The 14894-nt window shown below is 40.3% G+C and carries 10 protein-coding genes and 1 pseudogene; 7 read left to right on the top strand and 4 right to left on the bottom strand.

The window, feature by feature from the left end; translation table 11 throughout:
* Positions 1–42 precede the first annotated feature (42 nt).
* Positions 43–1019, bottom strand: a pseudogene (locus MHI25_RS28480) (reverse transcriptase domain-containing protein); the annotation flags it as partial.
* 68 nt (positions 1020–1087) lie between these two features.
* Positions 1088–1936 carry a LuxR C-terminal-related transcriptional regulator gene (locus MHI25_RS28485; RefSeq protein ID WP_340394682.1) on the bottom strand — a complete coding sequence of 283 codons (849 nt, stop codon included), beginning with the start codon at positions 1934–1936 and terminating at the stop codon, positions 1088–1090.
* 275 nt (positions 1937–2211) lie between these two features.
* On the opposite strand from MHI25_RS28485, the gene MHI25_RS28490 reads away from it, so the two are divergent.
* The 7 genes from MHI25_RS28490 to MHI25_RS28520 all read left to right on the top strand — a co-directional run bounded on the left by MHI25_RS28490 (position 2212) and on the right by MHI25_RS28520 (position 10113).
* Positions 2212–2682 carry a hypothetical protein gene (locus MHI25_RS28490; RefSeq protein ID WP_340394683.1) on the top strand — a complete coding sequence of 157 codons (471 nt, stop codon included), beginning with the start codon at positions 2212–2214 and terminating at the stop codon, positions 2680–2682.
* Between the two features lie 39 nt (positions 2683–2721).
* Positions 2722–2943, top strand: coding sequence for a hypothetical protein (locus MHI25_RS28495; RefSeq protein ID WP_076123799.1), 222 nt, complete (start codon positions 2722–2724; stop codon positions 2941–2943).
* 28 nt (positions 2944–2971) lie between these two features.
* Positions 2972–3184 carry a hypothetical protein gene (locus MHI25_RS28500; RefSeq protein ID WP_076123801.1) on the top strand — a complete coding sequence of 71 codons (213 nt, stop codon included), beginning with the start codon at positions 2972–2974 and terminating at the stop codon, positions 3182–3184.
* A 519-nt stretch (positions 3185–3703) separates the two neighbouring features.
* The gene (locus tag MHI25_RS28505) at positions 3704–5929 is read left to right on the top strand and encodes a peptidase domain-containing ABC transporter (RefSeq protein ID WP_076123804.1); all 2226 of its coding nucleotides are present in this window, start codon (positions 3704–3706) and stop codon (positions 5927–5929) included.
* Positions 5926–7584: an HlyD family efflux transporter periplasmic adaptor subunit gene (locus MHI25_RS28510; protein WP_340394684.1), complete on the top strand. Its 1659-nt coding sequence runs from the start codon at positions 5926–5928 to the stop codon at positions 7582–7584. Before MHI25_RS28505 ends, MHI25_RS28510 begins: the two co-directional genes overlap by 4 nt.
* 16 nt (positions 7585–7600) lie before the next feature.
* A complete protein-coding gene (locus tag MHI25_RS28515) occupies positions 7601–8881 on the top strand; it encodes a hypothetical protein (protein ID WP_076303621.1) in 1281 nt (426 codons plus the stop codon).
* 44 nt (positions 8882–8925) lie between these two features.
* Entirely contained in the window at positions 8926–10113 is a 1188-nt protein-coding gene (locus MHI25_RS28520; protein ID WP_340394685.1) for a copper amine oxidase N-terminal domain-containing protein, read from the top strand.
* Positions 10114–10252: 139 nt separating this feature from the next.
* Here the strand turns inward: MHI25_RS28520 and MHI25_RS28525 are convergent, their stop codons facing one another.
* On the bottom strand, positions 10253–11059 hold the full coding sequence (locus MHI25_RS28525; RefSeq protein ID WP_076192459.1) for a helix-turn-helix transcriptional regulator: 807 nt from the start codon (positions 11057–11059) through the stop codon (positions 10253–10255).
* A gap of 735 nt (positions 11060–11794) precedes the next feature.
* Positions 11795–14803 carry an efflux RND transporter permease subunit gene (locus MHI25_RS28530; protein WP_076123813.1) on the bottom strand — a complete coding sequence of 1003 codons (3009 nt, stop codon included), beginning with the start codon at positions 14801–14803 and terminating at the stop codon, positions 11795–11797.
* Between the last annotated feature and the right edge of the window lie 91 nt (positions 14804–14894).

A 14894-nucleotide genomic window follows, 5' to 3' on the forward strand; every position in this document is an offset into this window, starting at 1 on the left:
AATAATAAATCGAGTAGGAGGGGGCGGCGAGCCCCCGGCCTCTCACACCACCGTACGTACCGTTCGGTATACGGCGGTATTCCGTAAGGAGTTGTATCTGTCCAATACACTCTTTAATCCATTGGATTCCCAATATTGGTTATTCAATGCACGTTGCAGAATTGGACTCCCTGCAATTCGCCAATACCCTTTCCGAGTATTTCCCCACTCAAAAGGCTTATATCCTTAGGCACGCCTAAGGATATAAGCCTTTTGACTTTGGTTCTCGGGCTCTTCCATTGCTTCCAGAGACACATTCGCAATCTCCTTCGAATCCACATATCCATCGCTTTAAAGGCACTTGGCGTATCCGCCAGCGAGAAATATCCGTGCCATCCCATCAAGTATCGATTGAGCTCCTGGATTCGCTCTTCCGTTCGCATCGCTTTCTTCCGGGACGTTATCTCCCGAATTCGAGCCTTCGCTTTCTGCAAGGACTGTTTTGCTATCCTCACCTTGGGCTCTTTATCGCTACTAAAGCAAAACCCAAGAAATTTCCGTCTCCATGGGCGGTCCACCGCACTCTTCGCTTGGTTCACCTTTAGTTTTAGTCTTGTCTCAATGAATCTGGTGACGGATGCCTTCACTCGCTCTCCTGCTCTTAGTGTTTTCACATAGATGTTACAGTCGTCCGCATAACGGACGAAGCGGTGTCCACTTTTCTCGAGTTCCTTGTCGAGCTCGTCCAAAACGATGTTAGATAACAACGGACTGAGTGGACCACCTTGCGGTGTCCCTTCTGTTGTCGTATTTACTAGCCCGTTCTCCATCACACCTGACTGAGGATATTTACGAATCAGCAGGAGAACTTTCTTGTCCTTCACTTTAGCCGAAATCTTCATCATCAGTCGGTCATGGTTGACGCGATCAAAGAATTTCTCCAAGTCTAGATCGACTACGAATCGATATCCCTCTTTCATGAATGCTCTGGCTTTCCTTACCGCATCATGCCCTTGTCTTTTCGGACGAAATCCATAACTATCGGCTGGGCGCACTAAATAAAGGAGACCACTTAACACGTGGTCTCCTTTTCTCATATTAAAAAATGCTATTTTACATACAGAAGTTCTGGATTATGTACGGGATTAAATGAAAGTTTCTTAGTGAACTGCCAACGGTCAGTTACATTCATTTTGTTATATATGCTCTTCACTACATTTCTAACTGTACCTTCACTAATTCCCAACTCGTTAGAAATACGCAATGCACTTTTTTCACATAACCACATTTGAGCCACCTCTTTTTCTCGGGCAGTCAAGTTGAATTGTTCAAAACTAAACTCTAGTTTAAGTAACTGCATCTCAGGGTTACTCCACATCCATTTCTCGGTAACGTTTTCAGCTATCTGTTGCATAAATGGAATAGCAAATTCGATTTGCAGTCCTTTGTAGAAAGAAATATCTACATAGCCTCTTATAACACCATCTGAGTAGAGAGGAGAACATACACAGTTCCAATTAGAAAATATAGAATTCGTATGTTCGCTCCCTTTAACTACTCCAATAGAATTCATTTCCATAGAAAGTGAAACACCATTTAGCCCGAAATCCTGTTTGGCAAAACTCTTCCCAACTCTTATTCCTGCCTTATCAAATTCTTCTTTTATATGTACTGAAGAGAAATACAGATCGAGAATTCCCCCCATATCATCTGTTAGAAAAGCCGCAAAATCTACCGATATATACTTACTAATTTTAATCATCTCGTTATGTAGGGAAAGAATCATTGCCTCGTGATAAATAGATTCCTGGCCAATCTCCTCAAAAGAGTGCGCACTCGTTCTTTGTGGGGCCTTTGAACTTTTGACTTTACCCAATGAAGAGATAGAATCCATTTGTTCCTTTTTTAGATCTTCAGCTGAACACCAAAGTTTTGTCTGATCGTATGTTACTGTCAATTCCAACTCCTCCTGATTTCCATCATTTATAATGTAAAATGATACCATTATATATTTAAATATTGAAGATTCAACCAACTATTAACATATTTATTCATATTAGTAAATATCCAATGGGGGATATTTTCAAACTTTGTTATAAAGACCATAATTACATTTGTAGAACTTAAATAACCGCTAGATGCCCCATTTATTATTAATAATTATCCTTACACTCTCTTCTATTCAATGTGCCTTAAGTCATAGAAAAAAGAAACCTCTAAGGAGATAACACAGTGGAATTGTATAAAATTAATGAAAAACAAACATTCCAGTATTTTAATTTAGTCTCATATCGCAACACTATTCCTTCCAGTTGTTTACATCATAAACTAAACGAATTTATCCTTTCACTAAACAACTATAACCTCCAAAAGAACGGTCCTTTAATCACTTCTACTCATTCTGTATCCCGAAATAATGGCATAGAGATGGTGGATTTTGAGATTATGGTACCAGTAAAAGGAGAAATTAAAAAAAATCCCCCTTTTATATATAAGAAAGAATTCAAGTTAATAAATGCAATTTGCTTGATGTATGAAGGTAAAATGAATGGCATCAATTCTGCTTATGAATTTTTAGTCAAATATATCTCTCAAAACAATCTACATCAAATAACATCCGCATATAATATAAACTTATCTGAAGGTACTAGTGAAAATATAAAAATAGATATTTGTATTGGCATCAATCCTAGTCTTCTTTAACTAGTCAAAACTCGTCTATCTCGAAAGGAGGTGAATAGAATGGAACTGAGTCTTAATAGTCAATTTTCAACATTGTCCAACATTGAAACGATGGAGATTTCCGGAGGTATAAATTGGGATAATGTTGCTTATGGAGTCTTGGGAATGGTAACCGTGGTAGCCGCTGTTACCACAGCACCAGTAACGATTCCTACTGCGATTATGGCAGTGGGTGGATCAATAGTATCTGGATATCTTACTGGTAGCGGACTAAAACATTAAATATCTGTTATAAGGAGTGAGGAATTAAATGCTTTCATATGCCCCTAGTTTTTCAGAACTTACACTTGAAGATAGTATCAATATTGATGGTGGCGTTGATTGGGCCAAGGTAGGTGCAGGAGTGTTAGGTATGGTTACAATCATGTCTGCTGTTGCTGCCGCACCAGTAACAGCCACAGCCGCAGTTGTCTACATAAGTGGTACAGTGGCTGCCGGATATTTAGTGGGTACTTCATTCTAAATTTTGATGGAGACATTCATCTTCAGATGGATATGTCTCCATCTTTTCTTCTATAAAAGAAGAGAATAATCATAAATAGATTGCGAGTGATTTTTTTGAAAATAGATAAATTAATATCGTATCTAATTAGAATAGACATTACTTTAGGGCTAGTAATATCATTCTTATTAATTGTAAGACCTAATATAATCCTCCCATCCCAATGGTTTATAATGAATTTCTTAATTTTTCTAACAGGTATATATATATATAAGAAAAATAAAAACAAGACATTTATAGCAGTTTTTATTTATGCTTTCATCTATTTTTCTTTAGTCATATTAGATATGTTAACTTCAAAAGGTATTATTCGAAGTGACAATAGATCTGGAGATATTTTATTAAGCGTAGGATTAGTGGCGTTAGGCCTGATCGGATTTTTCATTGCATTTTACATGAGCAACAAAGATAAATGATTCATTGTATAGCACAGGTCACAATATAAAATCATCATTTAATAATTGCTTTTCGGAGGATTATATGGCATTCACTAAATACCAATGTGTCAAACAACAAGATATTAAAGACTGCGGAGCTGCCTGTCTCGCCACTATAAGTAAAAACTATGGTCTCAACTATCCTATAACTAAAATTCGCGAGATGTCGGGAACCGATAAAATGGGTACCAGCGCCTATGGCCTTGTTAAAGCTGCTGAAAAATTAGGATTCACTGCCAAGGCTGTAAAAGGGACTCACGAGGCATTCTTCGAAGATTTCCCCCTTCCGGCTATTGCTCATGTGGTCATAGACCAAACTTTATTGCATTACGTTGTTATTCATAAAATCACAAAAAAAACAGTTGTCGTTTCGGATCCTGCGAAGGGCATTGTTAAATATACACCAGAAGACTTCTTTAAAATCTGGACCGGTGTTCTCATATTAATGGTTCCTACCCCTCAGTTCAAAAAGGGCGGTGAGTCCAAGGGTTTATTCACTCGTTTTTTTGGTTTACTTATTCCTCAGAGAAGAATGCTACTAGGAATTTTTTTGACATCCATGCTCTATACAATATTAGGTATATTATCAGCCTTTTATTTTCAATTTCTGCTAGATGAGATTCTTCCGTTTGGCTTAAAGAAGACTCTGAATATAGTATCCATTGGAGTAATCATTCTATATCTATTCAAAGTTTTATTGAACGCTTTTCGTAGTCACATTCTACTAACATTGAGCCAAAAGCTTGATATTTCGCTAATTCTCGGCTATTACCATCATGTGTTGAAGCTACCCATGAACTTTTTTGGTACTCGCAAGACGGGGGAAATCATCTCAAGACTTATGGATGCCTCTAAGGTACGGGATGCCATCTCCAGCGCAACCCTAACCATCATGATCGATATTATCATGGTTATTGCTGGGGGGATCATTCTTTATTCGCAAAGTGCCCTTTTATTTGGTGTAACTGTGCTGCTGGTTCCTTTATATCTAGCATTAGTGTGGGGATTCCACAAGCCATTCGACCGGTTAAACCGTGAACAAATGGAGAAAAACGCCCAACTTACCTCCTACATCGTTGAATCCATAGACGGTATCGAGACGGTCAAAGCCTACCATGCGGAGTCTAAAGTTGGCTTTGAGACGGAACAGAAATTCATCACGTTTCTGAAATCCGTGTTCAGCTTTGGTATTTTCAATAATATACAAGGCTCGCTAAAAGGTGTGGTTCAGTTGCTTGGAGGTGTAGCAATCCTCTGGGTAGGTGGTAATCAAGTAATAAAAGGAAATATGACCATGGGTCAACTTATCACTTATAACTCATTACTTGCTTACTTCCTTGAACCTATTCAAAATCTCATCAATCTCCAGCCTACCCTGCAAACAGCTGTTGTAGCGGCGGACCGATTGGGGGAAATACTCGACTTAGAAGCGGAGAAGCTTGAGGATGAGGACAAGAAGATTCAACCTGCTTCATTAAAAGGTGATATTAGATTTGATCGTGTCAGCTTCAGATATGGTACACGTTCCCTTGTACTTCATGATATTGATTTGAGACTTAGACAGGGCGAGAAAGTCGCCTTTGTCGGTGAGAGCGGCTCGGGTAAAACCACCCTGATCAAATTGATCATGCAATTTTACCAACATGAAAAAGGCGATATCTTAATTAACAACTACAATATTAAAGATATTCATTTAGATAGCTTGAGACAGCGAATCGCATATATATCACAGGATACTTTCTTTTTTAGCGGAACAATCCGGGAAAATTTATGTCTGGGTGTCAATCAGGATACGGATCTGGAACAAATTGTTTCGGCCTGCCAGACCGCACAGGCACACGAATTCATTAATCAGCTTCCACTCCGCTACAACACTTTGTTAGAAGAAAATGCTACTAACCTTTCCGGGGGACAGAAGCAGCGACTAGCTATCGCCAGGGCAGTTCTTAAACAGCCCGATATTCTTATAATGGATGAAGCCACTAGTAATCTGGATTCTACAACGGAGAAGGCTGTATCGGAGACGATTAATGCTTTTGAAGACATGACTACGATTATTATCGCTCACCGGTTGAGTACAATCATGCGTTGTGATCGGATTTATGTCATGGATCAAGGACGGATTATTGAGCATGGAACTCATCAGGAGCTTCTGGATTACCGTGAAAAGTACTATGAATTGTGGAAAGATCAACTCCCTGGAGTTGAACAAAAACAAGAACATAACCATCAATATGCCGCAGGAGTAGGCGAGGTGTCTCTTGTATGAGCGCACAAATACATAACTTATCAGAAATGACAGATAGCAGAGAAATCATGGAATCCAAGACCAGTCCTGTGATTTCCATTTTCATACTTATCTTATTCATTCTATTGGGGGCTGCGTTAGTCTGGTCCTATTTTGGCCAGATCGATGAAGTTGCCAAAGCCTCTGCTGTAGTTAGACCCAATGAAAAAGTCAGTACCATTCAGACTTCATCTATGGGAAAAGTGGAACAGGTATATGTCCATGAAGGGATGCAAATTAAGCAGGGCGAGCAGTTAATTTCCTTTGAGCATAAAGAACTTGATATAGAATTATCAAATCGTAATTCAGAAATCAATAAGCTCACTAAGAAACTGCACTATCTCGGGCTGTATAAACAAAGCATTAGCAATTTAGATAATCAGTTTTCTTCTGAACGTGCAGATGAGGGTTACTATTATGACATGGTAGAACAATTTCTCCTTGAATACAGCCAGCAGCAGCAGACCTTTCAAGGAACCCAGGATCAGCTTACAGCTGCCATTCACGAGAATATAGGCTTGCAAGATTCTGCTACCTTTAGTGCCGAATCTAGTTCGGATAAATCTCTTCAGAATAAAATTGAATTGGAACGAAAAAAGAAACTGCTAAATGTTGAAATTGCAAACGAGAAATTGCTTGTGCAATCCATCAAAGAGAATCAAAATCTTCTTCCAATTGAAGATACCAAACGGACGGAACAATATAATACATACCAAATTAAATATGTCCAACTGTCTAAACAATCTGCTGAGAAAAAAGAAATCTACAATCGTTCGCTCAGCTTGGGGGACCGCCTTGTGCCTCAATCCCAGATTACAGATGAACAGCATCAATATGAAAGTTCATATTTGCAAATCAACCAATTCCAAACCGAAGCCGTGCTCAGCTCAGAAAGCAATATCACCAATTACAATCAGCAATTGGTTGAAATAGAGGTCAGCCTCGATTTGCTAAAAAATGGGCACGATCCATCAGTTTCAGAACGAAAAACTTTAGAAATGCAAAAGAAACAGCTGACTGAGCAGCAAAATGATCTACTGAATCAAGAGAAGCTTAACCGTTCATCTGAAGCAACCTCATTGAAAAAACTGAAACTTGACCGTATTGTACAGATTCATTCAGCAGTAGAAGAAAATAAAAGAACCTTAATTACGCTGCAAGAGGCTGTTAAGGGACTTGAGCTTGAACGAGACAAAAGACTGCTCATAGCACCAATTTCCGGGACCATTAATATTTTAAAAGAAACCAGCATCGGGGACATGGTACAATCCGGCGAAGCCTTGATCTCCATTATACCTAGCAACGAGTCAAAATATAAAATGAGCATCGCTGTACCTAATGCTGAAGCAGGAAAAATAGCGATTGGCAATAAAGTTGATTTCAGCTTTTCAGCCTTTCCTAAACAAAATTTTGGTTCCCAAAAAGGTACGATTACATCTATCAGCACAGATTCAATTGTTCAGCAAGACGGTCTAAGCTACTATCTGGTGGAGGCAACGATATCCAATGACCCACTTGTTAATCGCAGAGGTGAACGTGGAGAGCTTCGTGTAGGGATGATAGCGCAAGCCTCTGTTATTACCGACTCCAAGAAGATCATTGATTTTGTTCTTGAAAAAATCAACTTAAAGGAATAGTGAGGTTGCCAGCTAAATGTTAAAGAAATCAGCTCTCTTGATACTCTCCTTCTTATTACTCCTATTGCCGCATTCCATTACAGTTTATGCTAATACGCAGGTATCTAGCGCAATAAAATCGCTTTCCATGGAAGAAGCAATCCAGCTAGCATTAACTAACTATGTAGATATCAAGCTCTCACAATGGAATATTGCAGAAACGGATTCCAAATTTTCATATGTATCATCTGAAGAGAAAAAGTTGGAGCAAAAAAATGTAGTCACAACCAGCGGGCTGCTGCCAGTAAATCCTGATATTTTTATCAATAGTATTCCTGGTTACGGTGATTTAAGTGAAGAAGAACAGGCAGGGGTCAATCAATCCATTCTCATTCAAATTATGATTAACACATCTCTGAATCAATGGGTTAGCGCTCAGAATGAAAGCCAAAACAGTTACAATCAAGAGACTAAAACAGTGCAGCTTAAGGAATTTCATGACCAGTTACGCACATTAGAAACAGATAAAGTAATTAATCAGTTACGACTTCAAAAAACAGAAGCCCTCATCCGCTACTATGCTGTGCAGAAATATTATCAACTCTCTTCTCTAAAAAAAACGATTGAATATGACAAACAAGAAAGCCAATATTGGTTTCAACAGTCTGAGGATACCTTGCGGTCCTATGAGCATGGTCTTCTGTCTAAGAGAAGTTTGGACGATTTTAATCGTAAAAACATAGTACAAAAATCTATTTTTGAACGTAACCTTCGAAGTTATGAAGCTCAGTTAGAACAATTTAAGCTTGAGTTAGGATTATCATCCTATTCAGAAGTCCTTCTAGATGATGTCATTTCCAGTACACCAGAGCCTGTGAATTGTAATACAGTAATTAGCCTCTCTAGTAATTATGATTTACGCGAAGAAGATGCACGTATCACACTCGCCAAAGATAATCTTGACGCAGCTAAAGCTTCCGATGCTGAACTCATCACTTATTATTCAGTCCTATGGTCTAGCCAGATTGCACACAAAAATATAGTACAACAACAACTCGAAGAAAAACTGGCTAGTTATAAGCCGGAAGCAAATGAAATTGATTTTGAATATTCAGAACTAAAAGAGCAGCAATTGGAACTCGTACGCGTCTCCCAGGATAATGATACTCTCCTAAATAGCGGGTTAATCTCAGCGGCTCAGGCAGATCAGGACAAGCTGGATTTACTAAACTTAAATCGGCAATTCGATAAGCAAAAAGTAAAGTACGGTTTATTCCAAGCAAAAGTTACTTTGGCTCTTAGTGGAGTTATCCTCTAATAACCATTAATTTATCATTCATAACCCAAAGGAGATATCACAAGATGAAAACCATATCTAGCCTAATCGCAGCAACTCTTCTTTCTACTGCTATCGCCTGGCCTGTCCATGCCGCAGAGAAGCCAATCTCCATTCAGATCAATCAGCAACAGCTCGCACTGAAGGGACAGGCTCCCTTCAATGATAATGGTACAATTGTCGTTCCTTTTCGCCCGGTTTTTGAAAAACTAGGACTTTCAATCGATTGGAATCAAACCACAGGTACCATAACAGGTACTAAGGAAGGGCTTACGATTACACTGCGACCAGGCAGCAAGCAGGCCAGCGTCAATGGTGTAATAACCCAACTCTCTGTTGCCCCTAAGCTCATCAATAATTCCACTTACATTCCGCTGCGCTTCGTTGGGGAGGCTACAGGTAATGAAGTCTCCTGGAATGCACACTCGAAGACAGTAACCATTACAGGCAAGACTAACCAGGTAAACCCGCAGGAAATTAATGCTTTTTTTGAAAAATACGTAACCTATACCAACATTGAGAATTATGAAGGGTTCATGAGCCTAATCGATAGCAAGTCTCCTCTTGTGGTCATCGGGCCACAGATTAAGAGCCAAATGGAGCAATACGATCTGACCATTTCACTTGATCAATTAGAGGTTATCAGCCTTCAACCCACAGAGGCTACGGTTCACACCGTTGAAACGACTACACACCTCAGCGGTCCATTCACCTTAGACAATACCACTGAATATATTTATAGCTTAACGCGTACTGCCAGCACTGAAGACTGGAAAATCAACAACCTGCAGATTAAAGGCGTACAATATATCCTCCCAGATAAACTGCTGAACGCTAAGCCAGCTGTGACGAAGTCGGATGAAACGGATATATTAGCTGTGCTTAAGAGCAACTTGGACTATACCAATGCAGAAAATATTCAAGGTGTGCTATCTACTATTGATCCTGAGTCCCCTGCTCTCGAACAAACCAAACAGCTCTTCAGCCAAATTTTCACAGTCTATGATCTAAAGTTCACTCTGGAATCTGCCAAAATCATTCATTATACCCAGGATACCGCAGCCGTATATATGGTTCAGACGAGCATCAAGCTTAAGGGTCCTGAGTTTCAGGATAACCGCTCCACCTCTGTCACAACGCTGAAGAAATCCAAAGCAGGCAAATGGATGCTGGATCAGACCTATCCGATTAGTGTAGACAAGTTAACTCCATAATTATAAGGATTTGTAACAAAACAAAAAAACGGCAAGCCCCATTAACCCGGAGGCTTGCCGTTTGCTTATCTAAAGCGCCGGAGCTCAATCTTACCCGCTTCCCCTACGTTCTCTGGCTGATACGGATATAGAACAGTTCCTAAATAGTTGGGACCACAATGGCCAATCTTTCAATCAATTCCCATCTCTCGCTGATATTCATCTTACTGTAAATACTCTTAACGATATTCCGCACAGTTCCCTCTTTCACATTAAGGTCGTTGGAAATTTGCAGCGCCCCTTTTCTTAGTGCCCAGTGATACGCTACCTCTCTCTCTCTAGGGGATAATCGATACAAATCACACTTCTCCTGAAATATGTACTCAATTAACTTCGGGCTTCGTTCCTTCAACTTCAACACAATCTTTTCGGATAATTGTTTAATAAAGAGAATCGAAAAACCAAGTTGCCTCTCGGCTTCAAATGAGATGTCTATATATCCACATATACAATCATTTATCATTATAGGAGCGCATACACAATTCCACTCTTTAAACATTGGCATACTATGCTCTTCTCCACGCACTACTGCAATTGACTCAACCTCCATCGCTAAAGAAACTGCATTCACTCCAGAGATTTGCTTCGAAAGATTAGTTCCACTCCTAATTCCATAATGATCTACTTTCTCCTGAAACGTTTCGAATGGACTGACAATATTAATAATATTGCCGGCTTGATCTGTTAAGAAAAAGACAAAGGGCAATAAGAGAAATTCCATTACTTTCGCCAATTCTGAATGTAATACTTCAACTAAAATCTCGTAGGGAACCAGCTCTTCTATAGAAAAGGATTTTTCTGTTTTGAGGTTACTCCAGGGTTGGTAAAATTCACACAAGGAATTATTAGATTTTTTATCTACATCATCTACTGTAAACCAAGCTCGTTCGCATTCAAGAATATTCAAACAGTCGATTCTCCTAACTAATGGTATTTATTAAACAGAGCATAGCACTCCATCCAAAGGAAAACAATGACATAATTAGTTAGGGTTATGGGAGATTAGTAAGAATTGAAATAACATTGTTTGGGTTATTTTTCTATGGCCGATTATTTGATAAGAAATTTTCACCTGTCCTGTATTCTTGGAATTTCGTCAAAAAAGAATAGAGCATAACAATTACCACTTGTCTATATCCTACCTAGAATATATACGAAATCCATTTTTTCTATGAAAATAGGGATATTCGTTGATTAGAAAAAAATTTCACAATGGAGTCTGAGACTAGCGAGAAATCATGCTCAACATATTTATATCTGCTACCCTGAAAGGAATGAATTCCATCAAGAGTTTAGTAGGGATTTTCAGTAGAAAGTATACAAAGTCTATTCCATTTTTACTTTTGTTTTCATTATTTATATTGGCATTTTCTGCGGTAAATAGAATATTTCCAATAATATCTTTCTTAATAATTATGTTAAATGCTCTGTACATTGTTGTGAAAATAGCAATATTTAAAATTAAAAAATAAATATTTATTTCAGGGGGGGATATTGCAATCTGGCAAAGCGCCTTTCAGCCTTTCCTAAACAAAGTTTTGGCTATTAGTTTAGACAAGTTAACTCCATAATTATAAGAATTTGTAACAAAACAAAAAAAAACGGCAAGCCCCATTAACCCGGAGGCTTGCCGTTTGCTTATTTAAAGCGCCGGAGCATTAGTCTTTTCTGCTCCTTTACGCTCTTTTGCCGATTTACGGAAGTAGAACAACTCGTAAATCGCCGGCACTACAATCAGCGTAAGCAGTGTTGCTGCGGTTAAACCGCCAATGACTACAATCGCCAAGCTTTGCGAGACGATGCTGCCCATCTCGGCATGGCCGAACAGCAGCGGTGTCATGGCGCAGATGGTGGCAATCGCCGTCATGAGAATCGGACGCATCCGTGTTCCGGCAGCTTCTAGAATAGCCTCGTGGATACTCATATTGGCTTCATTTTGCTTAATCCGGTCAATGAGCACAATGGCATTCGTAACAACAATACCTATTAACATCAACGCCCCGAACAGAGCAGTGAAGTCAGGCGTTACACCGGACACGATAAGTCCAACAATCGCACCAATCGCCGCGAGCGGCAAGGAGAACATAATCGCCAGTGGAGCCCGAAGGGTTTTAAAGGTGAGTACCATAATCAGATACACCAACCCGATGGAGATCAATGCCGTCATACCCAGGTCGTTGAAATCCTCTGACTGATCAACTGACGCTCCGCCTGCAAATAAGGTCACGCCTTTCGGAAGTGTAAGACTATCGGTTTCTTTTTTAATATTCGCACCGATCTCAGATACCTTCTTCGGATCAACCTCTGCTGTAATTCGTACATACGGCTTCCCATCTTTATGGAACAACATTGCCGGTTCATTCCGAACCTCGTAAGTTGCGAGCTGAGACAGTGGCTTCAGCCCCTCAGCCGTCATGAGCGTCAGCGCTTTTAAATCCTGCTCCGTTTGCGGCTGAACCATAGGATCTAACACTACACCTGCTGCATCACCATCGAGCTCAATTTGCCCCATTGGAATCGGATTAAGCATCGCTGACAGCTGCATTGAAATCTCTTGCGCATTACTTTGCGCCGGATCTACCTTAAAGGAAAATACAGGTTTCGTATCCTCCATATTGCTGCTGACTTTTTGAATCCCCTCTACGGTCTTCAGCTTAGCAGTAACTTCTGTTGCTACAGTAGTAATATCTGTAAGATTATCTCCGACAATATCAATATATTCACTGGTAGAGCTGGATCCCATCATACTCATTTGGTTAGCAACAAGTGTTGCTCCAGTGTATGAATCTTTTACCTCACGAACATGATCAATAAAAGCCTGAGCATCTGCACCTTTTTTCATAACAACGGTATAGTCCACTAAGGTTTCAGAGGTAACACTCCCCCACTTAGCGGCGTCCGCACTATTCCCTGATTGCATGATTACCGTTTCTGCTTGTGGCTGCTTCATCAAATCTTGTTCTAACTGCTTTCCCTTTTCCAAAATATCTTTGACAGGAACATCCTTCGGATAATTCATCTGAACAGAAACATAGCTGGCATCCGAAGCATCGAGCGCCCCTTTGGGCATAGTCACATAAGCAGCAATGGAGCCAATCAGAAGCAGGAGACCCAACGATAAGCTAACCCATTTACGGCGAAGATTCCAGTCCAGAAAGCGGATAAACCATTTAGAAGGTTCGTGTTCTTTCATTGATGTTCTTCTCAGCAGCCATGAGCTTAAAAGAGGAACAACCGTCAAAGCTACTACGAGTGAAGTAAGCAATGAATAGGTCACTGTTAAAGCAAACGGCAGTAAGAAAGCTTGCAAACTACCACGCAAGAGACCCATCGGCAGAAATACTGCTACGGTAGCAATGGTTGATGAGGTAATCGCTCTAGCCACTTCCCCAGTTGCACTAATAATCATTTCACGGGAAAAGGGTTCTTTTTGCAGCCTACGGTAAATGTTCTCAATCACCACGATACTATCATCGACCAAACGGCCTACCGCAACCGCGACTCCCCCGAGTGTAATGATATTCAAGCTTATGCCGGAAATATTCAGCAGATATAAGGTGACTGCTAACGAAAGTGGGATGGATACTGCCGTAATCAGAGTAGCCCGCAGGTTACGCAGGAACAACAGAATCACAATCGTCGCAAATAATGCACCTAGCAATACCTCACGCATCATACTGTTCACCGAGCTAACTACCATATCCGATGTACTGAATACCACTGCTGCTTCTGCATTAGGAATGGTTGTATTAATATGATTTACGGCAGCCTGAATGTTATCTCCGACACTGACTGCATTCGCATTAGCCTCTTTGGTCACTATGGCGAATAGAACGTCTTTCCCGTTCGAACGGCTGACACTTTCCTGATCCTGCTTCAATTCGACAGCAGCGATATCCTGTAGCTTAACGCCCGCAGATACAGGAAGCTTTTTCAAAGTATCCATACTATCTATCGTAGAAACTACGTTAACATTGCCGGTCTGCCCACCAATCGTTTGCTCCCCAAGGGATGCCGATACATTACGTCCTTGAAGTAAACCTAATACTTGTGGAGTCGTGACTCCCTTCTCAGCCATTAATTTCGGGTCCAGCTTAACGCTGACCTGCGGAGTTACCTTACCATATAAAGCAACGTTCGCTACCCCTTCAGCTTTTTGCATCTCTGGAATGATAGTTTCTTCCGCAAGCTTAAGATTCTCTTTAGTCAGGCCTTCGTCAAAAGCAAGAGTAACCTGTGATACAGGAATCATGGAGGTATTCAACTGAAGTACAAAAGGAGCCATTACCCCTTCCGGGAACTTCAATGAATCGACGACCTTCTGAACCTCCTGCGCAGCATCCTTCATATTCGTTTTCGAATCATAAAAAATATTTACCTGCGCATATCCGTCTCCGGAAGTGGACAGTATTTCCTTCTTCCCTTTCACAAAAGCTGCTCCAGCTTCTATCGGCTTCGTTACATTAGTCTCCATAGCATGTGTATCCTGGCCAGGACCCAGCACAGTTACAGTCACTTGAGGATTATCCGCCTCTGGCATAAATTCCATCGGTAGCGAAGTGTAGCTCATCCCTCCCACCACAAGAGCCATGACTACTAAAAGCCCCACCGCAGCCTTGTTACCGAACGACCATTTTGTTAACCATTTCATTTTCTTTTTCCCCTTCCACTCCACATGATTTCTGGCACTCCCCTTATGTCTGTTTGATTATGTATTAATTTCCATCCCGAGATTTAGTTTA

It is taken from the genome of Paenibacillus sp. FSL E2-0177, assembly GCF_037992975.1.
In the GTDB taxonomy this organism is placed as follows: domain Bacteria; phylum Bacillota; class Bacilli; order Paenibacillales; family Paenibacillaceae; genus Paenibacillus_AQ; species Paenibacillus_AQ odorifer.